Below are 20869 nucleotides of genomic sequence, written 5' to 3' on the forward strand. Positions count from 1 at the left end.
ACCCCCTACCAAACTTCACTTAAATACTGATCTTTCTCTTGAACATGACCTTCCGCATCTAATAATTCAGAAAAAAAGTGGACATCCAGCTGATCAATTTCAGCCAGTGTCCACTTTGGTGTATGAGGATTTGGAGGGAACATCATTTGTTTATATAAACTTTTAAGGGAAGTGTACGCTTCTTCATACGTCACTCCCCCTTCTCGTTTCCCTCTTCATCTTCCTTTTGTTTTGGTTTAATACCAAAAATCGCTTCTCTTAATTTTTCTTCAGCGTACTGCTGAGTTGCACCCTCGAATAATTGTTCAAAGGTAAATTGGTTTTTGAATACCACATCAACTAAAATAGAATACATTTCGTCATCTTCACGCATTTGCTCTTCATAGGTTATTTGTCCTTCCCTATTTTCAGCCTTTGCCATGATTTCGTAGTATTTTCGTTTAGCTAACATTGGTACGATTGGAGCAGTAAATGTTTTCTTTTGTCCGTCTATTAACAGTTCAATAATCATTTAAACCACCCTTATACAGCTGGTGCCCAAGTTTTATCAATAACTTCGTTAAACCAATTGTCAATTAATCCTGCTGCTAAGCCTTCTTTTTCACTCCATACTTTATACTTTTCTAGTCCATCATGAATCCGAGGTAATCCTTCCCCAGATAGGTTAGGAGTTTGGTAAGAAGGTGTTTCTTGTTGAGTTTCTTTGTTCTCTTCTGCCGGCGCAAGCTTTACACGATAAATCCAAAAATACTCATAACCGCCTCGAGCACTTTTTGCACGTCCTCCAATAGCAATGTATGGAGGGTTATCGTTTGCAGAATCAGTTATACCTCCGTTTGCATCAATGCTTTTCCCTAAAATATCCGCTTCTACCACATCATCCAAATAAGCTGTATTAACAGTGACAGCAATTGGACCTTTAGAAGAATCAGAGAACAACACCTTGTCATCTGCTCGTAAGTTCCCTCGGTTTATTGCAGGTTGTAAATTTAATGACATTGCTGGACCAAATGGTTTAACCTCGCCATATGTTATAGAATCTTTGTCTTCAGCAGTAATCACAGCATAGTGAAGCATATCTAAACCTTTAATAGCCATTCAAAATTCCTCCTCAATTTAACAAAAATAAAAAATGCAACCTACTCTATGTCGGTTGCATAACTAAATCTGATTATCTTTCTAAACTTTTTCATTTCTACTTCGTACGTTTCTGATTCAAACATTCTCCCAAATCCCGCTTCTTTCATTAACCTCTTAACATCTATAACTAACTGCTCGTAATTACCTTTTGAAAATACGTCAACTTGTAGAAAAACCTTAGTGGCCTTTTCTTCATCATCAGCATTTAACATAGAAGCTCGATTATATTCGGTGTAAACAATATAAGTATCCGCAATAGAGTTTTCAATCTTATCTACAGGAATTCCTAGGGGTTCCAATGTATCTTTGATCAATTTATTAATACTCATTTCATCCCCATCTCCTTCCTGAGTTCCTCTACATAGATTTCAAGAATTTGTCCTTTGCTTAATTCATATGAAATACTTGCGAAAGGCTTTGGTGGAATAAATCGTCCAGCAGCTACGTTATAATATCCAAATTCATGCATGTACAGATAATATCCTGGCTGTTGTACTCCACCTTGCGTACCTACATAGACGACACCACCTTTGGGATCCGTTCGTATGATTGATTCCCACGCTTCCCATGAATAAGGATTAAGACCATGCCTATAAACTTCATCTTTCATTCTATCTCTGAGTAAATCACCGGCTCGCTTCAAGGCCCGATTTCTTACACGAGTTGGAACTGTTTCTAAAAACTCAACCTCTTTAATAAGTTCATCAATTCCCTCGAATTTAAGCTCCATGATCAACATCTCTTCTAGAGCAATACATTTCTGTCAAATCACCTTTGTTGTAAGTTCTTTCGATTTTGTATTCTTTCCCTTCAAAGAGAAGCTTTTCTTCACCGAAGTATTCAAATGAATGTACTTCAAATACTAAATCTAGTTTTACGCCACTTTGTTTTGCTTGCCAAAATTCACTTGAACGGACACTTATCTGATTTGCAAAAATAGGCTCTTTAGCTTGTTCTTCTTCAGTCGGAAAACCGGATTCATCAGTATCTTCAATTAATCCGATTAATTGCACCTGATGGTCAAACGTTTTCACTGGAACCACCACCATGAATAATCAAATTGTGCAATCTGAATTGAAGATGTCTCGGCATCCCATCGGCACTATCTCTATTCAGATAACGCCAAGAGGATAGATCAACTACAAACATTAAATGATAAGAGTTGGCGCTATCCAACACCAACCCTTTTTCCTCTTTCAATTCAGTTGTAATACCTTTAATGATTCCTTCTAAATACTCATCACGAACACTTGAGCTAATTCCTAATCTCGCTTTAAGTAATCCTATTGCTTTTTCAACCATTATCATCGCCTACTTTTCTAATGCTTTTTCGGCTGCCTCAGCTTCATCTTTCCCTTTAATTTTTTCACCGTTGGACAGTTCATACCACCCACCGCCAGTATGTTTAGGGAAATTTTCATTTTCGCCATTTTCACCATTGTCACCATCAGTTGATTCAGATACATCCTCAACTAATTCACCATAATCAGCACCATTAATTTCTTTAAATCGTTCCTCTGTTACCTCGAAGACCTCATTTTCAACACGACGTTTATTTTCTTTAAGATCCGTAAAATTTCTTAATGCTTTCACTTTCATTTGTCATTTCCCCTTTCTTATACCGCTGGCTCTTCGGATTGTAATGTTACTTTAACAAATGCTTCAGGCATTACAGGTTTACCGTCATAACGACCAACTCCGCGAACCGCAGTTTGATCTTCACGGAATTTATAGTGGCCTGACATATCTACACGAGTGCTCTCTCGTTCAACAAGCGTGTATTTTTCAAGAACACCAAATATGATTGTGTCTTGTGGTACGTAGTTATTAAACACAACTTTTAGACCTAAGAAATTAGGTTGTGCTAGGTTAGGTAACTGGACCACATCTTTCCCTTCTGAGTTAACATGCAAAGTCAAATTTGCGATTTTTGCATAATATGTTTGTCGATGCATAACAGCTACAATCTCACCAGAAGCGTCCTCACCAGTATCTATTTTCCCAAGATGCGGAATGATTTCTGCATAAGTTGGATTAGAAGGAACCGTAACTTGGTTTCCAGCAGGAATAGCAGGAATAATACCTGCAGGTTGCTTATCAACAGCACCTGTTCCAACAGCGATTGCTTTATCCACGGATTTAGCAATTGAACGAGCAATTCGCTTTGTTAAATAGTCATCTAGATTAATGATGCTATCTTCAAGTAGTGAGTTATCAATATAAACAACTCGACCAACCTTGAATCCATCAAATTCAACCGCAGTTAGTGCAGAATCATCACTTTCAGGAAGCGCTCCGCGTTGATCTAACCAAGTTGCTTCAGCAGCATCAACATCAAGGATCAACTTCACTCGGCCGCCTGCGGTAATTTTATCAACCAATGGATATAGAGTAGTAAAATCGCCAATACGTTCACGGATACGATTTACAACAATGTCAGGAATGACAAGTTCTGCACCCGATTCACCCGGAGGTAATACTTGTCCATTTGCTCGTGCTTCTAGACGGCTTCGTAATTCATCATAGAACTCCTCAACCTCTCGCGTAAAATATTCCCGGCTAGTAATACGTTGTTCTTTTTGTTTTGGCATGTTTTTCTTTCCCCTTTCGTTGTTAGCTGGAGCATTACTGTTCAGCTGCTCTAACTCTTTTTCTAAATCAGAAATTTCACCCTCTAATTTACTTTTTTGATCATCGAAACCTTTCTTTTCTTCCTCAAGCTTGTTGATTTCTTCTTCTACGGTGGATACTTCTTCTTCACTTTCTGCTTCGCTAATAGATGCTTCCAACTCACTTGAACGCGTTGCAAAGTCAGCTTCCTTTTTAAGAAGTTCCTCCAATGTAGACTTTCTTTGATTAATTTTCTTCTGAATCATTAGTTGCTTTAATGGCATTCTTTAATCTCTCCTTTAATTGATTTTTTCTTTGTTCCATCATTCTCTTTTCATGCTGCTCGACTTCCTTTTTCCTTGCCTGAACACCAGTAGATTCGTAGGCTGGAAACGTGACAACCGACACCTCGTGTAGATCTATTTCTTTCAATATCCATTTAACTGTTCCATCATCACGCCAGTCAGTTTCCTCTTTTTCGATATTGAATCCAAACGAACATTGGTCAACATCACCGCGTTTTACCCGTTCGTATAGATTCATAGCATCTGTATCGTTCTCATTAATTTTGATGCTGCCCCATAGACCTCTACTATCGATTTTCAAATCTAAGGTGCCTGACTTATTTCTACCAAGTACCAATCCTGTATCGTGATTGATTAATGCACGAATGTCATTACTCATTGTGTTGTCAAACGCACCTGGTGCAATCTCTTCAAAAGCCCCTCGCCATAATTCTGTTTCGGAATTAAAAACAGCAAAATAGCCTTCAATAACTTTTTCACCATCTTCTTCGGAACGGGTTTTCAAATCAGTTGAGAGACTCCTCGTTTGTCTTTTCTCCCTGTCACTCATCATCCTCACCACCTTTCAATTTTTTCTGATCGCCTACTTTATTGGCTGGAATATAGTTTTCTAAAATCACCAATTCATTTAATCCTTCTTTAGGTGACATGCCTAGCCAATTCCTTACTTCATTGCCCCATGCTAAGCCGTTGGCATATAAATGTGTGCCTACATCTGCTAACTCTTTAAGATCATAAGCATATAGGCTTCTAGGATTGAATTTAAAATATAAGTCTGGGCTGTATAAAAGCTTCCTGGTTAATTCTTGTTCTAATCCCTGGGCAAAGGGTAGAATCCTAGAGTTTATCCAGTTGTTATATTCGTCCTTATCATACTTACCAACTCCAACAAAAAAAGCAGGGACACCGATGATGCCTGCTACTGTTTTCTTATCCAATTCAACCGCTTCATTAATCGCTAAATCTTTCAAAGATAAAGGAGTAACTTTCTCAACTTCTAATAGATCAGCAGGTATAATCCATGGTTGCCCAGCATTACTGGACTCGAGGTATTTTTGATAAACAGCATTTCTACCTTCCTCGCTCGAAAGTTCTGCAGTGTTAGCATCAACTTTTACGATTAATGATGGCATATATTTACCACCCATGAACCCTTTTTTTGTTGCGGTAGCTTGTTTTAAGTTGTGTACAATTTCCTTTAACGCAACCCTATACCCCGTTCCCAAATATGGCTTTTCGGGATCAGGGTTAATAGTGAAATGGACTATCTCATCGTGATTATAAAAATTCCCACCATAACGAATTTTATAACCATCTTGTGTATCGAAGAATGTTATCTTGGATGGTTGCAGAGGAATTAGATCAGAAATATAACCGTCATTCGTTTTCGGATAAACTACACTGTTTCCTTCCCCATCCAGAAGTAAAGTATAGACAATGTTATAAACCCATGCTTTACGAGTCATTAAACTATAAGGATTTATATCTATCTTTCGTGACAATTCATCCTTTACACGGATATCCCCATCCTCTGTATTTCTCATTAGATGAATGGTCATGGATGAGACCAAGTCAGCTATTTTGTGAACGGCCATCTTAACTTCTGGATTATCTGATAGTCTCCTATAACCTGGTATAGCTAACGTGTCATATGCCTCTTGCGTTAAAAACCAGTTTGTTGCATCTGATGTATCAGATCTTATTTTTCTTTCCCTTAATAGGAACCCCAATTTTATACACCTCCTCTATAAAGAAAAATGGCTAAACATATCAGTACCACCCCCGTAACAATAAAGCCTATTATGGAAGACCATAAAAAACAGCCTATCGAAATAAAAACAATTCCAATAGACAGTATCAGATCAACCGTATTCGACTGAATAAAGTGAATAACAACTTCAATTACTCTACTCAAATTCTCTTTTATTGATTTGATTTTGAAGCACCTCCATTTAACCACTTTGTAGCAGATGTGGATTTCTCCATATTTTCTATTTTACGAACCGCTCCGAATACAGCAGCATCAAATATATCGATTCTGCTTTTTTCTTCCACCTTTTCGTACTGAATCATATCATCAGTCTTTTCAACACCTCGTACATTTTGCACACAATATTCAAATGCCTCAGAATGAAGGTAGTAGAAGTTTCCGTCTTTTGCCTTCTTTTCAATTCTTCTAAAACCTTGTGACTTTTTGTGAAAATATTGCGGTTCATCTACTATAGAAAATCCTTTTCTTTTCATACCAAGATAAAATTCTTGTCCGAACTTCCTATCAAATCCCACTTGTTTAATTCGGAATCCCTTTTGTTTCATAGATACAAACCACTTTATGACATCCGTATAATTAACCGTCGGGGTATTGGTCATGGTTAGCCATCCATCATCTTTCCAACCAAATAAAGGGATGTTGTCTTCATCTGCCTTAATATGAGCTGTAACAATTGGGAAAAAAGCGTGAGTGATAACAATATCGACATCCTCAAATGAACCGTAAAGTGCAGCTGCAGTTAAATCGTGCATTTTGGATAAGTCAGCCCCACCATACCAATCAATATTCATTTTTGCCAACTGATCAATGGTCCAATTGTATTTTTTATCACTGTTTTTAAACTCATCTATGCTAAAGTAAGCTTTCATTGCAGAAGTGTATATATTAAGCGATTTAGCTAAGAATGATTTTCTTTGCTGCGGATCATTTTGTGCTTGTATCGCATCATTCATCAATTCTTGTGCTGAAACAGATACATTATAGTTTGGATTGGCTTTTTCATGTTCAATAGGATTAGTGTAATCAACATCTCCGTTTTCATCTTCATCAGCCTTGGTGATCATTACAAACATTTGTTCATCTTCCACACTACCGTTTAAGATTTTCTGACAATACTTCATCCGTTTATAACAAAAACTATTCGGATTATCACCAGCTGTAGTGATACCAATGCACAAACTATTACGATAAGCTTTACCAGATTCTTTAATCGTATTGTAATGACTAGCACTTTTATATAAATGAAGCTCATCCAAAATTTGAATGAGCGTGTTTAAACTATCCATCTTGTCACTGTTACCAGCAATTGTTTCAATTCTCATATAACCATCTGCTAAGTCACCGCTAATACTATGTTCTTGGTTGTTGTCTAGAATCCGAAAACTCTCCTCTTCTCCCATATTACGAATATTGTAAAGAAGAAAGTTAAAGCTTTGTAATGCTTGTTTAAGTTTTTCACCAACTATTACAATTTCTGCACCTGATTTTCTTTCAAGTAAACCAAGTCCCCATGCTAATGCACTAGTAAATGGTGATTTACCCTGTTTTCTAGTCAACATAATAAATGCTTCTTTATATTTTCTAAGTCTAGTTCCTTTGTGGTGAAAAGAAAGCAAGTTATAAACGACAAATTTTTGCCATGGTTGCAACAAAAAAGGCTTACCCCTCAAAGGGTAGCCCTCCATATTTTCACCTTTTTGGTGAACGAATGTACTTTCTATGATCTGAATAACAAATTCAGCATCCTTAGAATTAAAGTCATAAGCCGGATTTTTTAGATCACGTAAAAACCTTTCACACATTTGAATCGTTTCAGTACAAGCCACTTTTCTTTTTTCAATAATGCTTTTAGCATACTCCATTACTACATCATAATTTTTGTGCTTAGCCAAGTTTACTCAACACGCCTGCCAACTTTGATTCTTTTCCTTTATTACCTTTTCCTGGCTGCATAGTTGATTTCGGATTAAGGCAAAGACGATCGGAGTATGCTAAAATATCTTTTCTTAAACTTTCTAGGGTTGCAACTATAGGTGACTTTTTTGCACCGCCTGCAGCAGTATAAGATTCATATTGGTAACCACCACTTTCGAACTCATCATTCAATTTCAAATATTGATAAACTAGTTCTGAATAAATGTCAATCATGCGATTATACTGAGTTTTATGGACTCCCAACTTTTTCATATCTTGAATCGTTCGTCGTTTTATCGTTTCTTTAGTTGGTACCTTTGCCACCGTCTTCACCTCCCGAAAAAAAATTTCTCACAACCCGCTCTATTGGAAAGCCTTCTAAACCTTCGCCTAGTAAAGTTGCTACTTCCCACCGTTAGGGGTGGGGGGTTCGTGCAGTTGATCCTTGATTCGATTTATCCAGTTAATCCCTTTTGCAGTAAGTTCATTAGTAAATCTATTGTGCATCTTCTCATGGCATTCGTTGCAAAGACTTAACAAGTTGATTTCAGATAATTTGAACTCTGGATAAAACTCCAAAGGAAAGATGTGATGAACAGTAGTTGCTTGTGTTGTCTTACCGTAACGCCTACATTCTCGACACTCGTATTGATCCCGTCTTAAGATATTATTTCTTTTCCGTATCCATTTTTTACTACTATAGAACTTGTCGTTTGTTCTGGACCTCACAAATCAGCACGCCCAAAATTTATGAGGTTGTATTTTAATAAGTTCATGCGCTCATTTATCTCTTGTTGTAGTTTCATCCTGCCATTATGTCTACCACCGAATGATCTAAGTTTCTGTTGCATTTCTCTTACTCTTTCATCAGTTAAAAAACAGATGTATCGAGTCTTACAATGCTCACAATTGAAGTAGGTCTCTTTGATTCCTTGTTGATGACGCACTTCTTTAAACTTTATCTTTGTCACTTGGGAACAGTTGTCACACTTAGCCATCACTTAGAATCACCTCTTATCTCAACAAGTTCAATCACCAATAACTACATTCGACCACCCACAATAAACGCACACTCTACTTTGCACTACTTCATTTGCTAATAAGGTTTTCAAACTCATTTTTCCACACTCTGGACACGTATGTTTCTGAATTTCGTCCACTTCTTTTAAAGCAGCTATCGTTTTTCTTACTTCGCGTTGTACTGCTTTTAAACCTTTTACCGCTTCTGACACATCAACATTTATATGTACGTTACCTACGCACGACGTTTTGTCTGCCATGATCAACACTCCTCTGTTATTAAAATAAAAAAGCCATTAAAGACTGGGAATCTTCAATGGCAAGTAAAAACACTATTGAAAACATAATAACTCAAATCCGCTTCCGCTTAATTCCATTTTATACAGTAGTCTTTTTCAAAATCAAATCGTGCACAAAGTGGCATTTTTGGCATATTTGGTTTAACATATCGTCCTTCAACTCTCTCAGTTTTGAACGACTGTAGCCTAAATGAGCTGCAATAGCACGATAACTCATACCTTCCATCATGCAATCTATAATAATCAGATGGTATTCATCATCTAATTTATCTACCACTAATTCAATCGCAAATACTTTCTCTCTATATTCAACCCATCTTTCATACAATCTTTCTTCTCTTTTATCCATTGCTTCTAATTCTGCTTTACTCTTTAATGAAGTGCCTCGAGGTAAAGTAGCTTCTATGCCATACTTTGAAACTCCTACACTGCCTCTTATCGGAATGGTGGAACCAAACAAAATATTTTCTAGACGATCCATTTCTTTTTTTCGCCAATGATATTCATAGATAAGGTTCTCAATCTTCTTTTTGTTCATTCCACCCAGCTCCTTCATCAAAGAGTAATTGAGCATATTTACTTCTCGGAATTGGTGATATAGGTCCTGTTCGTCTATCTGTCCGGTGCTCGCTTATTTTCCATGCAATTTTGAAAATCATTTTTTTGATTGAATCTTCTTTAACCATTGGACAGACCCCCATGATATAATGGTTTTGACCAACATTAGTCGAGAGCCTGCCTCTTGGCTTTTTTATTTGTATTTCTTTTTGTAAATGGATTCAAAGTATCCCAATTGACTTAATCTTATAAGCATCAGTTGCTCGCTTACTTGAAATAAATCGGCTAACTTCTTAATGTTCTCGTCATTTTCTTGATCAATTCCATGCTCATCATTAATATACTTAGCAACCTGCTTTCTTACTAAACCTTCAGGCATTAGTAGAGCCATTGCAAAAGCATTTGCCTCTTTTTCCTCTATTTGTAATGACATTTAATACTCTCCTCGATATGACGTATAAGTGTCGTTATACGCAATAACTTAACTATACGACTTTCATTACTATAATTTTATCTCCGTGCTTACAAATTCTCGGATGCGTCCCTTCTCCCGTTGAGTTAGGATAACCGTTACTCCACTCGGTTTTTTTGCAAACTGGACAAACATACTTTGTCATAACATTCATCCTTTCTATTGCATATAAGGTGTCTACTACTCATTAAATCCACTAAGTATCCAAACATTCCGCTTCCCTTTTCCAATTTGTTGGTACACTTGATCAACTGACTCTAAATAAACGTCCACGTGATAACCATTAACTTTCCCACCCGTATCTTCAGCTCTACACAATCCATATCCATCTACATAAAGGATAGTTCCTAGTGGGATATAATTAGGATCTACTGCACAAGTACCTGGTTCATTATCACTGGGCATTCTTACTTTCGTTCCAGTAGCGGTAATACCATAACTAGGATCACCGGGGTACTTACCTGTTGATTCCGGTCCAGCTGTATAGCCAGTCACTAACATTTTTGTCGGTTCATTATTGGTTACTGTATGAGTTAATCGCTTCACTTTTGGAATAAACACATATTCAGTAATGTATTCTTTCGTTTCTATAATTCTTATTTCTTCTTGTACTGCCGCTTCTTTAATCTGAGCTAGTGATAAAAGGACTACTATGATGACTGCAGCTAGTAATGATAATCTAATCTTCACTTAGTCACCTTCTCATTTTTAAAAAGGGCCCGCCAAAACGAGCCCTATTAATCTGTTAAGCTATGATTGTGATTCGACCAGCACCAATTTCTGTTTGCAATGAATCTGTTAAGTAATTTCTAATGTTTTCTATAGCTTTATGTTTCCAAGCCCCACCATCCGCTTCAAACAGAGCGCATTTAGGACCCGATTGCATGCGGAATATAAAATTACTTTCTGGCTGAACTACTTCTACAAATGTTCTGTACGGAGCTAACGCAACAGGGTTAGGTACTTCTACATTCCCCACTGCAGCAACCCCTACCTTAGCAACTACTGCTTGAGAAACCCCGTCATCACTCACTGTTTTTACCTGGTCTTCCGTAATATTTCCCACCACTTTCAACATGACATCACGATCATCATTTTTCACAAAACAAGATTGAAGTTTAATGTTGAAATTCTCAGTGTCGTACCAGTTATCAAAGCGAAAACTTGGTAACATAGCCTGTGCTGTTATCCATTTATTACGGTTGTAATCTTGATTAACACTTGAATAAGCTGTTACTTCAGTAGGACTCTTGATATGAATCATAATGGGGTCATCCCCATCAAAATGAGAATCAAGATAATCTACCAAACCCGACAAACTATGAACCTCTAATACATCAGGAGTTGGTGCCTCTATAAGATGTAATTTATCCGTTGCATAGGTTTGCAAATTAACGTCCACCACGTCTTTATTTCCAAGACCAACAATGTACTGAATTGCTTCTTTAATCATTCTTTTCTCCTCCTGCTTTTTGGTTTCTAAAACTCAATACTTTTTCTCCTACATCATTAGAAACATCACCATCATGGTCCATAAACAATTGACCCTTTGCGCCTGAACGTAATTCTTGACCAAAAATGTTACCTTGTTTATCAGCACCCATAATTAATTTGGTTTCTACATCCTTAGCTGGTACCAATTTAGACTTAGCTTGAATATTGGACTGTAAGACATCCCGCTTCTCGTCCCCATGAATCTTAATCGTTATAGTTAAGGTACGATTCTTTTTAGGATCTGTATTTGGATCCGCAATGTTTTCGAAAATTCTTTGCAGCTCCTCATTTACTCGCCAGGCTAAAGCGCCATCTGCAAATTCATTTAAGTCAATCATGTACTCCATAAATTCACTCTCCCATTTGATGATTAATTAATTATTATTTTTTAAACCACGCTGAAACCTTGTCTTGGTTTAGAATTTGAACAACAATTTTGTTGTTATCGATTGCTTTCCAGTTTCGTAGACTTAACTTTTTACCAAGAGCACGAGCCATATTTGTTAATTCTTTCAATCCTTTTTTATCCTGTACATTTCGGCGAGCTACTATTTTTCCGTCACGTAGAAGGAAAACTGAGTCTCTTACCTTTTTGAAAACAATATTTTTATAAATCATTTAGGCAACTCCCTCTTTAATTAATTTATCTACTACTGATAAGTAATCTAATGGCACTCCATTTTGTGTTGTAACTAAGTGTGCATATATTTCTAAATCTTGAAGCGGGATAGATTTTCTTGCTCCTTTGTTTGCTGCCTTTAAATATTTTTGGAGCATGTTATTAGGTATCAGGAACACATCATTCACTATCCTCATTTCAATTAGAACGAAGCTAACCGCTCCATGTTTTTCTGCTTGCTGCAGATATTCCACTTGGCTATCAGTAATCATGTCTAAAGGAAACCTTTTTAATTTCGTTGTTTTTGCTTCAAACACTACTGGCTTGCCTAAGTAAATTCCGTCATAGTCCACTGTGCTTTTCTCAGAAAAAATACATAGGTGCTGATTTCCTCTTGTTTTCCCAATAATCTTCATAGGAGTAGGACGTTTATTAATAATGGCCTTCCCTTTGTGGTTATAAAGATTGTTGGTATAATTCACCGTATTTTCAAACGACATCCCTCTTCTTCCGTGGTTCATACAAATAATCCCCAAATGGCAAAAAGGATGGTTAGCATTAAAGTTAAAACGTAACCTAGGCAAATTTTTCTATGGATTTTCTCACGTTTTTCATACTGATCAACTAACTCAGTTAATCTAGAATTTTCTATTTTCAGGTTCTTCATTTGTAGATCCTTTTGTATAGACATTATTGCTCCTCCTCTTTTATTTGTTCTGCCATTGAAGCGGCAACAGCTGACAATTGAATTAATTCGTTATATAAATTAACTGCATCTGTTGGTTTGGCATCTGAAGGAAAATAGATTCTGTTTATTGCCTGGCAAACTTCACCGTACTCTTCCCCTAAAATTCCTAACCATTTGCCCCAGTCGTGACGTTGAATACCCCATTTTTGATTTTGTCTAATACGTTCTCTGTGAATGTCGTTAAGGATCTTCGTTAAGTGATTAATACTATTCGCTTGATAAACTGGTATTTGTTCTGTCATTTCTCCCGTGTTCTGCATTGGTAATTCTTTAGGGATACCAAATAATAAAGCATTAACAGTGATGCCACCAAGTTCAGAAATGATTTTTAATCTTTTATTACTTGGTAATGCTAAACCTCGTTCCCATCTCGATACATTGCTCTTTCCTGCGCCATCAGCTATTTTTCCGAACTCTTCCAAAGTTAGGCCTTTTTCTTTCCTAATCATTTTTATTCTGGTAGCAACACATCTTTTGTCATACTCCATTAGTAACCCCCCTAAAACCACTTATTAGCATCTGTACCTACATCTATTTCCATTGCTCTAAGAATGGCTAACTTCCGCTTCAACTCCTCATACGATTTACCATCCGTGTCGAAGTATTTTAACTTGTGCAGCTGTTCAACGATGTGATTTCTTTTATGCGTTTCCAACACATCTGCAGCTTTCACTGTCACCCCTCCTATTGGGCTTCAGCCATTATGGCAAATCCCATTAATCCACCAAATCTAGGCTTAATTTTCCCCTTATGGGCTTGGTCTAAGATAATCAAACCAATTTCGATTTCAGGTCTTTTGAGCTTTTTTGCTATGTCTTGAATCGAAAATCCTTCGTTCCATAGATTTCTAAATTTTTGTAGTTCTTTCGGCTTCCAGTCTAGGTTGGAATTTTCATGTGCTATGTAAACCGACATGAGGACTTTCCTCCTCTTTTTCCCTAGCAAACTTTACATTTTCATAAACCTGTTCCAATTCTGTTAGATTCAAAGAATCAACTGGTGTCCCATCACTAGTTTCAAAGTAGTTTAATCGTTGGAGTTGTTGGATAAAATAATGTCTTTGTTGCTCTACAGCTTTTCCTAATAACATTCGTTTTCCCTCCCACTACTTGTTTATTTGACCTGCAGGTAGTTAACTGTTTCTCTAAGTCCAAAAGATTGATTGATATGCTCGATTAACTCTTCGTGAGTAAAAGGATTTTTACCAGTCGTATAGGCTTCGTACATCACTTTTCCCATTACATAAATCATTTAAGTTCCCCCTTTAGACAGCTGGACTGCTTCTGTTTTTTAGTAAATCAATTGCAGAAATCTCTTTATCTACAACTCTTTGAATATCAGCTGATGTAATCCCATATTTGTGTTCTAAACTTGGCACCGTACTCATTGGATCTTTGTTAAAAGAAATAGCTAATTCGATAGCCTGTGCATCGTTTTCTAGTAAGGTTTTCTTTTTGGGTTGTTTTTTTGTTTCGTCTGCATCCTGCTTCTTAAACCAATCAGGTAATACCTCTGGTCGTTTAGATCCGTAACCACGACTAGATTTATTTTTAGTTTTAAATTTTGTTTCAAATCTACGAGCATCGTCTAAACTCTTTACACCCGCTTCTTTCCAGTTCTTTAAAATGCCCTCGATCATACTAATTCCTTTTGCTTCTTTTTTAGCTGCAATTTGCATAGCGCCCAATAATAATTCGTCTCCCCATTCCTCATACCATTGAATTAGGAGCTCCAAATTAAAAGGGGATTCGCTGATTCCTTTTTGTAAATTGTCCCGGTAAAAATTCATGAGTTCAGCAAATTTTTCATCGCCGCTACTACTACTAATTAACTTCTTATCATTCTTATCATTCTTTACATTCTTGTTAGTTGTTAGTTGCTTGTTAGTTGCTTGTTGACTGCTTGTTAGTTGCTTGTTAGTTTGCTTGTTAGGTTCTTCTTCCTGCTCTTGATAAATGCACCAATTAACAATGGTTATAAGTCTGTTTTTGTTTGTTGATTTGTTTGTTAGAAAATCATATTTTTCAAATCGCTTTATTGCTGTTCTTACGTTCTGTACGGAAATCCCTCTACCGCTCTTTTGGGCAATTTTTTCTAAGCTGGTAACAAATTGACCAGGCTCCGCTTTAAACCTTTCCCCCTTCCATTCCCACTCTTTTTCTTTGTGGTTTGCCATCATGAGAAGGGTGATCAATATTGTTTTTTGTTCAGGGGTAGACTCCAGCCAAATCGCCTTTTCCATGAGCTCTCTATGTAGTTTCACCCATCCATGCACTGATAGCTCCCCTCCAATCTTTTTTTCTATTTATCCGACCTATTTTTAATCATTTAATGGAATATACTAACTGACACTGCATATACTCTTAGTACAAGTTGTTTTAGCTAACCCGCTCCATCGCCTAAAACAGGAGCGGGACCTTCTATGAGTAATTAATTGGCTTCCACATAAGAAATAACTTGTTCTAATACATTTTTAGTAGCTCTACCATTCACAACTGGTAATAATGATTTAAGTGCATTTAAAGTTTGTTCTTTTTCGTGATTGCTTTTATATTTGCGAACAACTATGCCCTCATCACTAGCTAACATTTCCAGAGGTGTTCCACTTTCCCATCCATGAGCCCTTCTAACTTCGATAGGTATTACAACTCGTCCTAAGTCATCCATACGTCTTACAATTCCAATAGCGTTTGGCATATATTAACCCTCTCCTTTGTGGTTTCACCAATATTTATTTAGATTTTTGTAATAATCAAATAAGCCTTGTTTCTTCAATCTACAAACAGTGGAAGCTAGACTTGATTCAGTTCTATCTAGCGCAAATGCCATTGTACGCATATCATCTACTTCCCAGTACTTACACAAATACTCTTTCTCGGATAATGTAAGTACTTGTTGGTGCTTCGTATGAAAGTCAGGATGAAATGCCATTCTGCCGCATTTATCATACTTATACTGTTCCTCTACAGCTTGCATATCCTTCCCTCCTTGGTAGAAGCGGATATTTCATGGTAAAATAGAATTGAAATATTTTTTCTTTAGTTGCTCACTCTTAGTGAGCTTTTTTTATGTCTTTCTGTAAAACAATTTCTTCGATTAGCTTGTAACCATCTTGATCCACAATCGTGAAATATTTAAATTCTTCATGTTCAAAGCTAATCTGAGCGAAATAAGGATCTTCTCGAATAATGTGGACCGTTAAAGTTGGGTTAAAGTTAAATAAGATGTTCACAAACAAGCGAGGTTTTAGCATGATTTCGTTTCTCCACATTACTGAAATACCATATTCATTAGCTAATTGTGCTGCTAAAGCATGCTTTTTTAATTCAGTTAAATTCATAGATACTTCCTCCTCTCATATGTATTAGTAATGGTGCTCGGCTGCACCGGCACACCTAGGAATAGATGGATGAGAGGGACATTCACTTAAACAGGGGTAGTGTTAGAAAGCGAACATATTCCTAGGTATGACGGCAAAGCCAAGATTGACTTGCCACTATTGATATAAGGTGATACCATTTAATTGTCTAGTTATTATGAAACAGTAAGTTCCCGTCATGAACTTGCTGTTTTTTTATGAGCTTCGAGCAATAGCAATGTATAGAAAAACCAAGACCAGGATTCCGAAAAAGTACATCCACCTATCTATTGTTTTTCCACTCATTTTCGAACATCCAATTTCACTGGAAATGTATTTAAATCCTGTTTATAGGAATCTTTAATTCTTTGAATCTTATTTCTATCAACAACTTCTTTCTTCTGCCTTAACCTTTCAAGCTCTCCTGCCACTTCAAACAGACTATCTGTTGCCTTTTTCACTTCATCAAACTGACTATGTTCAAATGCAATTTTGATTCTTGCTAAGATATATATCCCTGTAGCTCTTAACTTTTCAGCCTTCTCTTGATCAACAAGCAAGAATTCATTGTTCATAAACGTATCCCCCGCTTCTGGATTGATTAAGAAGCTTGTCCGCTACTCTTATTCCATCTTCTAATTGACCAACTAATGACAAATATTGCGGTCTAGTTAGGCTCTTTAAACAATGCTTTTCTGCGTAATTATTTCTTTTAGCAGTAATATTTGTTCTAAAAGCAGTATTAAAAGCTTGGTCAAATTGCTTCCAGGCAGTACCTATATTTACTCCGTTATCCCAGGCATAACGTTTGATTATTTTGTTTAAACGTTGTTGAAGGTCCCCAATTGTATCTATGCGATCAAAGTTATCCATTCGTTGCTTTAATGATTTATTTTCCTGTGCCAATTGCTGATTATGTAGTGCGATTTGATTAATGCGACTTTCTTGCTCAATCATCTGGTTAATGGTCCCTTGCAAAACTTCAAGTTGAGTCTTAGGTTGTTGCTGCCTAAATTGTTTTTCTACTTGAATGAAATATTTCCTAATTACACGCCCCGCTTCATTGTTTTGAACCATAGCAATCTCTTTAGCAGTATCTAAGGTAAGTAAATAGTCATGTCGGGTAACATTTTGACGTTCCCCAATTTTGGTGAGCGTTAATTTATAATCCTCGTTTTCTGTAAACCCATACTTTTCAATACGATCTTTAATCCAACTAGAAAAATCCTTACCAACAAATAGTTGTTCATGCAGCTCACGAGCATCTACAAACTTCAATCCTGAATTGTTTTCATAGACTGGTAGAATGTCATTAGCAATTGTTTTTAAATTCATTAATTCACGTCCCCCTTCAATAGTTAGAGCTTATATTCTTCAATAGATCCGCCCTTCAGGTAATAAACAGTAATTCCATATTCATGAATATCATGCGTATTATTTCCGTTTCTGTTTTCAGAAGGTGCATATTTCTTATTGCCCTTTCTGTAGTAGAAGTGTTTAAAGCCCAAATCAGTATCTATACAAATTTGTAAAAACTTTTCCCAATTCCAATTATCTTTATGGATTACCATTGAACTTATTTTTTGGAAATGATGAGACGAAAGAATAAATAAAGTAGCTTGATCAAGGAATTTTTTATTTCCTTTGAAAAACTCCCTTATTTCGCTTATAGCTTCTCCCTTAGACATAACCTCCACTTCATCAAACTCTTTTTTCTTATCCAATTAATTCACTCCTTTATTGAAATATCTCCCTAAAATGTTTATCTAGAAATTCAGCCATCTTATTAGCTTGAAAACTCCAAGTTTGACCTTTGGATCTAGGGTAAAAAACAAAGCCACCTATATCTGAATCTAAAATTTTTCGGAAGCGGGTTGGGTATAAGATGTTATCTTTAATCCATCGATCACTTTTGTTAATCCGCTTCTCTAAGTCCTTCATGTTCCAGTAGACACCTGTTAATTCTTTTTGTTTTAGTTCCTCAAACTCCACTTTAGAAATTAATATTTGGTCTTCAGGAATTTGTATTGAAAGATTTACTTTCAGTTGTTGCATTTCCCTCACCCTTTATTTCATGTGACATGAAGTTAGTTGGTAAAAAAATTTCCTCAATAGGTTTACCAATCTTGTTGCTAATGAGGAACATTTCATCCATTTTAAATTGTGTTGCACCATTCTCTTTGTTGATGTAACTACGCAATGTTATACCAATCAATCGAGCCATTTCTTCCTGTGAAATATTATAAAATCTACGCCAAGCTGCTAATTTAGATTGCCCTGTCATAAAGGTTAATCACTCCTCTTCCGTTTCATTAACTTCATGTTACATGAAATAAAGAAGCGGTGTCAATCATAATTTCATAATTTATGAAAAATATTTATGTTATTTCATGAAATGTGCTATAATTGTACTGGCTTAGGGATTAATAGGAAAGGGGCGTAGTAATGAATAAGAAAGAGCTTTATCAATTTGTTGGCAATCGAATAAGAGAAGAAAGAAAGAAGCGGAAACTAACCCAGAAACAACTAGGTGAAAAAATAGGAGTTAAACATAATACTATTTCATCTTGGGAAAGTGGTGTAAACGCTCCTGAACAAAACGCAATTTTCCAAATAGCAGAAGCATTGAATATAAAAGTGGATGATCTGTTTCCAAACAAGAAAACAGAAGAAAATTATCTCGACCGAATAAATGCTTTAACTGATTCTGATCTAGACGTTAAAGACATGTATTTCCTTCAACAACTCATAGAAAAGACCCTTTCTCTAGACGAAGAAGAAAGGGAAAAGTTTATTGAGAGCATAAAGTTTACTGTTGAATTTTACGAAAAACAAAGGAACAATTAGTTCTAAACATTTGTTTTAATTGTTTTTCCTTCACCTTTTAATATTTTTACTAATCTTACAAATAACAATAAGTTTTCATCTGTCAAAACATCGCCGCCTTTTCGTTTTTCTCTTTATCCTCGATTGTTAACAGATTTTATATATGTAAGACTGCTACTTTATTTATAGAGAGGGTGTCTGTTTGGCTTATATAGTCGGTAGATGCCTGCTTCGAGAACTACTCAGGAATAAAGATATGACTCAAGTTGATTTAGCAGCTCGTTTAGGTGTTACTTTCCAACAAGTAAACAAATATGCGAACAATAGGCAATTAATGTCTATCAAAGTAGCAAAAAATATTGCTGCTATTCTCAACTGTCATATTGACGACTTATATGAATGGATTGAAGCGGGTGAGAAACAAGTGGACTAAATGTCTACTTGCCGACACAATACAGCCGAACAGCTTTATCTGATTATGATTATACGTTATGTAAGCGTATTTTTCGACGTATTTTTACAAATTTTCGTAAAACATTGTATATTTCTAGAAATTATAATACCATAAACAGAACAAATGTTCTATACTTTATTATAAAAAATGGAGTGATTATGATGGCAAGTTTTCAAAAACGCGGGAAAACATGGCAATATACAATAAGCGCGAAACCTAAACCCATTAGAAAAAGTGGTTTTAGCACAAAAAAAGAAGCACAAATTGCCGCTTCTGAAGTTGAAGCGGAATTAAGAAAAGGTGTGGCGCCAAATTTAAAACCTGTGCCTTTCGATGAATACTTTGAGTCCTGGTTAAAAGTTTATAAACCTAACATTGCTAAGAACACTATGGAAAGATATTTAAATACGTTGGAAACTATAAGGATTCACTTTGGAGGAACAGCTTTACAGAATATTAACAAACGGAAATATCAGTCTTTTTTAAATGATTATGGGAAGGATCATGCTAAGGCGACTTCTAGAAAGTTAAATAGTCATATTAGGTCCTGTGTAAGGGAAGCAATTGATGAAGGTATTATAAGAGTAGATTTCACCAGGGGAGTAACTTTAACTGGTAAAGATGGCAAACGTGCTGAAGAAAAGCACTTAAATTATGCGGAAAGCAAGCTACTTCTCAATGAATTATACAAACGTCTGGATAAGTCCTTAACCCATTATTTATTATTACTAGGACTAACTTCCGGAATGCGTTTTGCGGAAATGGTGGGGTTAACAAGAAAAGATTTTGATTTTCAGGAAAGAACAATTAATATAACAAAAACATGGGGATACACAAAGAAAATGCATGAAGGATTTGGCCCGACCAAGAACGAGCGATCTATACGTAAAATAAGAATGGATTCAATAGTAATGAACGCCTTCAAAAAACTTTTTGAATCCACTCCCGATAACATTTTACGCTTAGTTTTTTTCAGCCCTGAATCTAAGTATAAAGTTATTAGTAATGGAAATGCAAATAAAGTATTAGAACGGATTTTAAAGGAATTAAAAATAGAGCCTATTACAGTCCATGGTTTAAGACATACTCATGCAAGTGTCTCCTTATATGAACAAGTGTCAATTTACTATGTGGCAGAAAGGCTAGGTCACGCAGATACAGAAACAACTAATAAACATTATGCACACATAATTAAAGAGCTTAGAGAAAGAGACGAAGAGAAGACCGTTTCGATATTCCAAAACATGATTGTGTAAAAAATGTGTAAAACGGTTTGGATTT

Annotated in this window: 41 protein-coding genes; 3 read left to right on the forward strand and 38 right to left on the reverse strand. The window is 36.1% G+C overall.

All coding sequences use genetic code 11. From position 1 onward, the window contains the following. Positions 1-5: 5 nt before the first annotated feature. The 38 genes from HNQ94_RS02050 to HNQ94_RS02240 form a co-directional block, all read right to left on the reverse strand. A complete protein-coding gene (locus tag HNQ94_RS02050) occupies positions 6-194 on the reverse strand; it encodes a hypothetical protein (RefSeq protein ID WP_174494459.1) in 189 nt (62 codons plus the stop codon). Further along, complete coding sequence (gene gpG, locus HNQ94_RS02055; protein ID WP_174494458.1) at positions 191-511, reverse strand: phage tail assembly chaperone G; 321 nt, start codon at positions 509-511, stop codon at positions 191-193. The genes HNQ94_RS02050 and gpG overlap by 4 nt, the downstream gene beginning before the upstream one ends. An 11-nt stretch (positions 512-522) precedes the next feature. Further along, the gene (locus HNQ94_RS02060; RefSeq protein WP_174494457.1) at positions 523-1098 is read right to left on the reverse strand and encodes a major tail protein; all 576 of its coding nucleotides are present in this window, start codon (positions 1096-1098) and stop codon (positions 523-525) included. A gap of 41 nt (positions 1099-1139) precedes the next feature. Then, positions 1140-1469 (reverse strand): hypothetical protein, encoded by a 330-nt coding sequence (locus HNQ94_RS02065; RefSeq protein WP_174494456.1) that lies wholly within the window; start codon positions 1467-1469, stop codon positions 1140-1142. Further along, positions 1466-1870: an HK97-gp10 family putative phage morphogenesis protein gene (locus tag HNQ94_RS02070; protein WP_174494455.1), complete on the reverse strand. Its 405-nt coding sequence runs from the start codon at positions 1868-1870 to the stop codon at positions 1466-1468. Before HNQ94_RS02070 ends, HNQ94_RS02065 begins: the two co-directional genes overlap by 4 nt. Then, entirely contained in the window at positions 1860-2174 is a 315-nt protein-coding gene (locus tag HNQ94_RS02075) for a phage head closure protein (RefSeq protein ID WP_174494454.1), read from the reverse strand. The genes HNQ94_RS02070 and HNQ94_RS02075 overlap by 11 nt, the downstream gene beginning before the upstream one ends. Then, entirely contained in the window at positions 2161-2448 is a 288-nt protein-coding gene (locus tag HNQ94_RS02080) for a hypothetical protein (protein WP_217423872.1), read from the reverse strand. The genes HNQ94_RS02075 and HNQ94_RS02080 overlap by 14 nt, the downstream gene beginning before the upstream one ends. A 3-nt stretch (positions 2449-2451) precedes the next feature. Continuing rightward, positions 2452-2739 (reverse strand): hypothetical protein, encoded by a 288-nt coding sequence (locus HNQ94_RS02085; protein ID WP_174494285.1) that lies wholly within the window; start codon positions 2737-2739, stop codon positions 2452-2454. A gap of 17 nt (positions 2740-2756) precedes the next feature. Then, positions 2757-4034, reverse strand: a complete 1278-nt coding sequence (locus HNQ94_RS02090; protein ID WP_174494453.1) for a phage major capsid protein — start codon at positions 4032-4034, stop codon at positions 2757-2759. Continuing rightward, on the reverse strand, positions 3997-4608 hold the full coding sequence (locus HNQ94_RS02095; protein WP_217423871.1) for an HK97 family phage prohead protease: 612 nt from the start codon (positions 4606-4608) through the stop codon (positions 3997-3999). The genes HNQ94_RS02090 and HNQ94_RS02095 overlap by 38 nt, the downstream gene beginning before the upstream one ends. Beyond that, positions 4598-5785, reverse strand: a complete 1188-nt coding sequence (locus HNQ94_RS02100) for a phage portal protein (protein WP_221452464.1) — start codon at positions 5783-5785, stop codon at positions 4598-4600. Before HNQ94_RS02100 ends, HNQ94_RS02095 begins: the two co-directional genes overlap by 11 nt. 193 nt (positions 5786-5978) lie before the next feature. Further along, complete coding sequence (locus tag HNQ94_RS02105; RefSeq protein ID WP_217423873.1) at positions 5979-7688, reverse strand: terminase large subunit; 1710 nt, start codon at positions 7686-7688, stop codon at positions 5979-5981. Between the two features lie 22 nt (positions 7689-7710). After that, the gene (locus HNQ94_RS02110) at positions 7711-8064 is read right to left on the reverse strand and encodes a P27 family phage terminase small subunit (RefSeq protein WP_174494450.1); all 354 of its coding nucleotides are present in this window, start codon (positions 8062-8064) and stop codon (positions 7711-7713) included. Positions 8065-8142: 78 nt separating this feature from the next. After that, entirely contained in the window at positions 8143-8469 is a 327-nt protein-coding gene (locus tag HNQ94_RS02115; RefSeq protein ID WP_174494449.1) for an HNH endonuclease, read from the reverse strand. Between the two features lie 299 nt (positions 8470-8768). Then, positions 8769-9020, reverse strand: a complete 252-nt coding sequence (locus HNQ94_RS02120; protein ID WP_174494448.1) for an eL43 family ribosomal protein — start codon at positions 9018-9020, stop codon at positions 8769-8771. Positions 9021-9138: 118 nt separating this feature from the next. After that, the gene (locus tag HNQ94_RS02125; protein ID WP_174494447.1) at positions 9139-9597 is read right to left on the reverse strand and encodes a helix-turn-helix domain-containing protein; all 459 of its coding nucleotides are present in this window, start codon (positions 9595-9597) and stop codon (positions 9139-9141) included. Continuing rightward, on the reverse strand, positions 9578-9745 hold the full coding sequence (locus tag HNQ94_RS02130) for a hypothetical protein (RefSeq protein WP_174494446.1): 168 nt from the start codon (positions 9743-9745) through the stop codon (positions 9578-9580). Before HNQ94_RS02130 ends, HNQ94_RS02125 begins: the two co-directional genes overlap by 20 nt. A gap of 65 nt (positions 9746-9810) precedes the next feature. Then, on the reverse strand, positions 9811-10050 hold the full coding sequence (locus HNQ94_RS02135; RefSeq protein WP_174494445.1) for an ImmA/IrrE family metallo-endopeptidase: 240 nt from the start codon (positions 10048-10050) through the stop codon (positions 9811-9813). 219 nt (positions 10051-10269) lie between these two features. Continuing rightward, positions 10270-10779, reverse strand: coding sequence for a 3D domain-containing protein (locus HNQ94_RS19705; RefSeq protein WP_217423870.1), 510 nt, complete (start codon positions 10777-10779; stop codon positions 10270-10272). 55 nt (positions 10780-10834) lie between these two features. After that, a complete protein-coding gene (locus HNQ94_RS02145; RefSeq protein ID WP_174494444.1) occupies positions 10835-11542 on the reverse strand; it encodes a hypothetical protein in 708 nt (235 codons plus the stop codon). Further along, complete coding sequence (locus HNQ94_RS02150; protein WP_246199909.1) at positions 11535-11930, reverse strand: replication terminator protein; 396 nt, start codon at positions 11928-11930, stop codon at positions 11535-11537. The genes HNQ94_RS02145 and HNQ94_RS02150 overlap by 8 nt, the downstream gene beginning before the upstream one ends. A gap of 34 nt (positions 11931-11964) precedes the next feature. Continuing rightward, positions 11965-12201, reverse strand: coding sequence for a hypothetical protein (locus HNQ94_RS02155; protein WP_174494443.1), 237 nt, complete (start codon positions 12199-12201; stop codon positions 11965-11967). Beyond that, entirely contained in the window at positions 12202-12723 is a 522-nt protein-coding gene (locus HNQ94_RS02160) for a Holliday junction resolvase RecU (RefSeq protein ID WP_174494442.1), read from the reverse strand. After that, positions 12720-12893: a hypothetical protein gene (locus HNQ94_RS02165; protein ID WP_174494441.1), complete on the reverse strand. Its 174-nt coding sequence runs from the start codon at positions 12891-12893 to the stop codon at positions 12720-12722. The genes HNQ94_RS02160 and HNQ94_RS02165 overlap by 4 nt, the downstream gene beginning before the upstream one ends. Next, positions 12893-13438 (reverse strand): helix-turn-helix domain-containing protein, encoded by a 546-nt coding sequence (locus HNQ94_RS19540; RefSeq protein ID WP_246199908.1) that lies wholly within the window; start codon positions 13436-13438, stop codon positions 12893-12895. Before HNQ94_RS19540 ends, HNQ94_RS02165 begins: the two co-directional genes overlap by 1 nt. A gap of 11 nt (positions 13439-13449) precedes the next feature. Further along, the gene (locus tag HNQ94_RS02180) at positions 13450-13623 is read right to left on the reverse strand and encodes a hypothetical protein (protein WP_174494440.1); all 174 of its coding nucleotides are present in this window, start codon (positions 13621-13623) and stop codon (positions 13450-13452) included. Positions 13624-13634: 11 nt separating this feature from the next. Next, positions 13635-13865, reverse strand: a complete 231-nt coding sequence (locus HNQ94_RS02185; RefSeq protein ID WP_174494439.1) for a hypothetical protein — start codon at positions 13863-13865, stop codon at positions 13635-13637. Further along, positions 13843-14040: a hypothetical protein gene (locus HNQ94_RS02190; RefSeq protein WP_174494438.1), complete on the reverse strand. Its 198-nt coding sequence runs from the start codon at positions 14038-14040 to the stop codon at positions 13843-13845. Before HNQ94_RS02190 ends, HNQ94_RS02185 begins: the two co-directional genes overlap by 23 nt. Before the next feature lie 23 nt (positions 14041-14063). Then, positions 14064-14201: a hypothetical protein gene (locus HNQ94_RS02195; RefSeq protein WP_174494437.1), complete on the reverse strand. Its 138-nt coding sequence runs from the start codon at positions 14199-14201 to the stop codon at positions 14064-14066. Positions 14202-14214: 13 nt separating this feature from the next. Beyond that, positions 14215-15225, reverse strand: a complete 1011-nt coding sequence (locus tag HNQ94_RS02200) for a DnaD domain-containing protein (RefSeq protein WP_217423869.1) — start codon at positions 15223-15225, stop codon at positions 14215-14217. 155 nt (positions 15226-15380) lie between these two features. Further along, positions 15381-15647: an AbrB/MazE/SpoVT family DNA-binding domain-containing protein gene (locus tag HNQ94_RS02205; RefSeq protein ID WP_174494436.1), complete on the reverse strand. Its 267-nt coding sequence runs from the start codon at positions 15645-15647 to the stop codon at positions 15381-15383. Between the two features lie 24 nt (positions 15648-15671). Further along, positions 15672-15926 carry a DNA-entry nuclease gene (locus HNQ94_RS02210; RefSeq protein WP_174494435.1) on the reverse strand — a complete coding sequence of 85 codons (255 nt, stop codon included), beginning with the start codon at positions 15924-15926 and terminating at the stop codon, positions 15672-15674. A 76-nt stretch (positions 15927-16002) separates the two neighbouring features. Next, entirely contained in the window at positions 16003-16290 is a 288-nt protein-coding gene (locus tag HNQ94_RS02215) for a hypothetical protein (protein ID WP_174494434.1), read from the reverse strand. Positions 16291-16610: 320 nt separating this feature from the next. Further along, the gene (locus HNQ94_RS02220) at positions 16611-16883 is read right to left on the reverse strand and encodes a hypothetical protein (RefSeq protein WP_174494433.1); all 273 of its coding nucleotides are present in this window, start codon (positions 16881-16883) and stop codon (positions 16611-16613) included. Beyond that, on the reverse strand, positions 16873-17643 hold the full coding sequence (locus HNQ94_RS02225) for an antA/AntB antirepressor family protein (RefSeq protein WP_174494432.1): 771 nt from the start codon (positions 17641-17643) through the stop codon (positions 16873-16875). Before HNQ94_RS02225 ends, HNQ94_RS02220 begins: the two co-directional genes overlap by 11 nt. 23 nt (positions 17644-17666) lie before the next feature. After that, positions 17667-18032 (reverse strand): hypothetical protein, encoded by a 366-nt coding sequence (locus HNQ94_RS02230; RefSeq protein ID WP_174494431.1) that lies wholly within the window; start codon positions 18030-18032, stop codon positions 17667-17669. 13 nt (positions 18033-18045) lie between these two features. Beyond that, positions 18046-18363 carry a DUF771 domain-containing protein gene (locus tag HNQ94_RS02235; RefSeq protein WP_174494430.1) on the reverse strand — a complete coding sequence of 106 codons (318 nt, stop codon included), beginning with the start codon at positions 18361-18363 and terminating at the stop codon, positions 18046-18048. Continuing rightward, positions 18323-18592: a helix-turn-helix transcriptional regulator gene (locus HNQ94_RS02240; RefSeq protein WP_174494429.1), complete on the reverse strand. Its 270-nt coding sequence runs from the start codon at positions 18590-18592 to the stop codon at positions 18323-18325. The genes HNQ94_RS02235 and HNQ94_RS02240 overlap by 41 nt, the downstream gene beginning before the upstream one ends. 161 nt (positions 18593-18753) lie before the next feature. On the opposite strand from HNQ94_RS02240, the gene HNQ94_RS02245 reads away from it, so the two are divergent. From HNQ94_RS02245 to HNQ94_RS02255, 3 genes are all read left to right on the forward strand, one after another. Beyond that, positions 18754-19155, forward strand: a complete 402-nt coding sequence (locus HNQ94_RS02245) for a helix-turn-helix domain-containing protein (RefSeq protein ID WP_174494428.1) — start codon at positions 18754-18756, stop codon at positions 19153-19155. A gap of 181 nt (positions 19156-19336) precedes the next feature. Next, positions 19337-19567, forward strand: a complete 231-nt coding sequence (locus HNQ94_RS02250; RefSeq protein ID WP_174494427.1) for a helix-turn-helix transcriptional regulator — start codon at positions 19337-19339, stop codon at positions 19565-19567. Between the two features lie 182 nt (positions 19568-19749). Continuing rightward, positions 19750-20844 carry a site-specific integrase gene (locus HNQ94_RS02255; protein WP_174494426.1) on the forward strand — a complete coding sequence of 365 codons (1095 nt, stop codon included), beginning with the start codon at positions 19750-19752 and terminating at the stop codon, positions 20842-20844. Positions 20845-20869: the final 25 nt, after the last annotated feature.

Origin of the sequence: Salirhabdus euzebyi, assembly GCF_014207435.1 — a bacterium.
In the GTDB taxonomy this organism is placed as follows: Bacteria; Bacillota; Bacilli; order Bacillales; family Alkalibacillaceae; genus Salirhabdus; species Salirhabdus euzebyi.

Bases quoted from the DNA above. Each gene is read 5' to 3' on its own strand.
- gpG (WP_174494458.1), bottom strand. From the start codon at position 511: ATGATTATTGAACTGTTAATAGACGGACAAAAGAAAACATTTACTGCT.
- HNQ94_RS02060 (WP_174494457.1), bottom strand. From the start codon at position 1,098: ATGGCTATTAAAGGTTTAGATATGCTTCACTATGCTGTGATTACTGCT.
- HNQ94_RS02065 (WP_174494456.1), bottom strand. From the start codon at position 1,469: ATGAGTATTAATAAATTGATCAAAGATACATTGGAACCCCTAGGAATT.
- HNQ94_RS02070 (WP_174494455.1), bottom strand. From the start codon at position 1,870: ATGGAGCTTAAATTCGAGGGAATTGATGAACTTATTAAAGAGGTTGAG.
- HNQ94_RS02080 (WP_217423872.1), bottom strand. From the start codon at position 2,448: ATGATAATGGTTGAAAAAGCAATAGGATTACTTAAAGCGAGATTAGGA.
- HNQ94_RS02085 (WP_174494285.1), bottom strand. From the start codon at position 2,739: ATGAAAGTGAAAGCATTAAGAAATTTTACGGATCTTAAAGAAAATAAA.
- HNQ94_RS02090 (WP_174494453.1), bottom strand. From the start codon at position 4,034: ATGCCATTAAAGCAACTAATGATTCAGAAGAAAATTAATCAAAGAAAG.
- HNQ94_RS02095 (WP_217423871.1), bottom strand. From the start codon at position 4,608: ATGATGAGTGACAGGGAGAAAAGACAAACGAGGAGTCTCTCAACTGAT.
- HNQ94_RS02105 (WP_217423873.1), bottom strand. From the start codon at position 7,688: ATGGAGTATGCTAAAAGCATTATTGAAAAAAGAAAAGTGGCTTGTACT.
- HNQ94_RS02120 (WP_174494448.1), bottom strand. From the start codon at position 9,020: ATGGCAGACAAAACGTCGTGCGTAGGTAACGTACATATAAATGTTGAT.
- HNQ94_RS02125 (WP_174494447.1), bottom strand. From the start codon at position 9,597: ATGAACAAAAAGAAGATTGAGAACCTTATCTATGAATATCATTGGCGA.
- HNQ94_RS02130 (WP_174494446.1), bottom strand. From the start codon at position 9,745: ATGGTTAAAGAAGATTCAATCAAAAAAATGATTTTCAAAATTGCATGG.
- HNQ94_RS02135 (WP_174494445.1), bottom strand. From the start codon at position 10,050: ATGTCATTACAAATAGAGGAAAAAGAGGCAAATGCTTTTGCAATGGCT.
- HNQ94_RS02145 (WP_174494444.1), bottom strand. From the start codon at position 11,542: ATGATTAAAGAAGCAATTCAGTACATTGTTGGTCTTGGAAATAAAGAC.
- HNQ94_RS02150 (WP_246199909.1), bottom strand. From the start codon at position 11,930: ATGGAGTACATGATTGACTTAAATGAATTTGCAGATGGCGCTTTAGCC.
- HNQ94_RS02155 (WP_174494443.1), bottom strand. From the start codon at position 12,201: ATGATTTATAAAAATATTGTTTTCAAAAAGGTAAGAGACTCAGTTTTC.
- HNQ94_RS02160 (WP_174494442.1), bottom strand. From the start codon at position 12,723: ATGAACCACGGAAGAAGAGGGATGTCGTTTGAAAATACGGTGAATTAT.
- HNQ94_RS02165 (WP_174494441.1), bottom strand. From the start codon at position 12,893: ATGTCTATACAAAAGGATCTACAAATGAAGAACCTGAAAATAGAAAAT.
- HNQ94_RS19540 (WP_246199908.1), bottom strand. From the start codon at position 13,438: ATGGAGTATGACAAAAGATGTGTTGCTACCAGAATAAAAATGATTAGG.
- HNQ94_RS02185 (WP_174494439.1), bottom strand. From the start codon at position 13,865: ATGTCGGTTTACATAGCACATGAAAATTCCAACCTAGACTGGAAGCCG.
- HNQ94_RS02190 (WP_174494438.1), bottom strand. From the start codon at position 14,040: ATGTTATTAGGAAAAGCTGTAGAGCAACAAAGACATTATTTTATCCAA.
- HNQ94_RS02195 (WP_174494437.1), bottom strand. From the start codon at position 14,201: ATGATTTATGTAATGGGAAAAGTGATGTACGAAGCCTATACGACTGGT.
- HNQ94_RS02205 (WP_174494436.1), bottom strand. From the start codon at position 15,647: ATGCCAAACGCTATTGGAATTGTAAGACGTATGGATGACTTAGGACGA.
- HNQ94_RS02210 (WP_174494435.1), bottom strand. From the start codon at position 15,926: ATGCAAGCTGTAGAGGAACAGTATAAGTATGATAAATGCGGCAGAATG.
- HNQ94_RS02215 (WP_174494434.1), bottom strand. From the start codon at position 16,290: ATGAATTTAACTGAATTAAAAAAGCATGCTTTAGCAGCACAATTAGCT.
- HNQ94_RS02220 (WP_174494433.1), bottom strand. From the start codon at position 16,883: ATGAACAATGAATTCTTGCTTGTTGATCAAGAGAAGGCTGAAAAGTTA.
- HNQ94_RS02225 (WP_174494432.1), bottom strand. From the start codon at position 17,643: ATGAATTTAAAAACAATTGCTAATGACATTCTACCAGTCTATGAAAAC.
- HNQ94_RS02235 (WP_174494430.1), bottom strand. From the start codon at position 18,363: ATGCAACAACTGAAAGTAAATCTTTCAATACAAATTCCTGAAGACCAA.
- HNQ94_RS02240 (WP_174494429.1), bottom strand. From the start codon at position 18,592: ATGACAGGGCAATCTAAATTAGCAGCTTGGCGTAGATTTTATAATATT.
- HNQ94_RS02245 (WP_174494428.1), top strand. From the start codon at position 18,754: ATGAATAAGAAAGAGCTTTATCAATTTGTTGGCAATCGAATAAGAGAA.
- HNQ94_RS02255 (WP_174494426.1), top strand. From the start codon at position 19,750: ATGGCAAGTTTTCAAAAACGCGGGAAAACATGGCAATATACAATAAGC.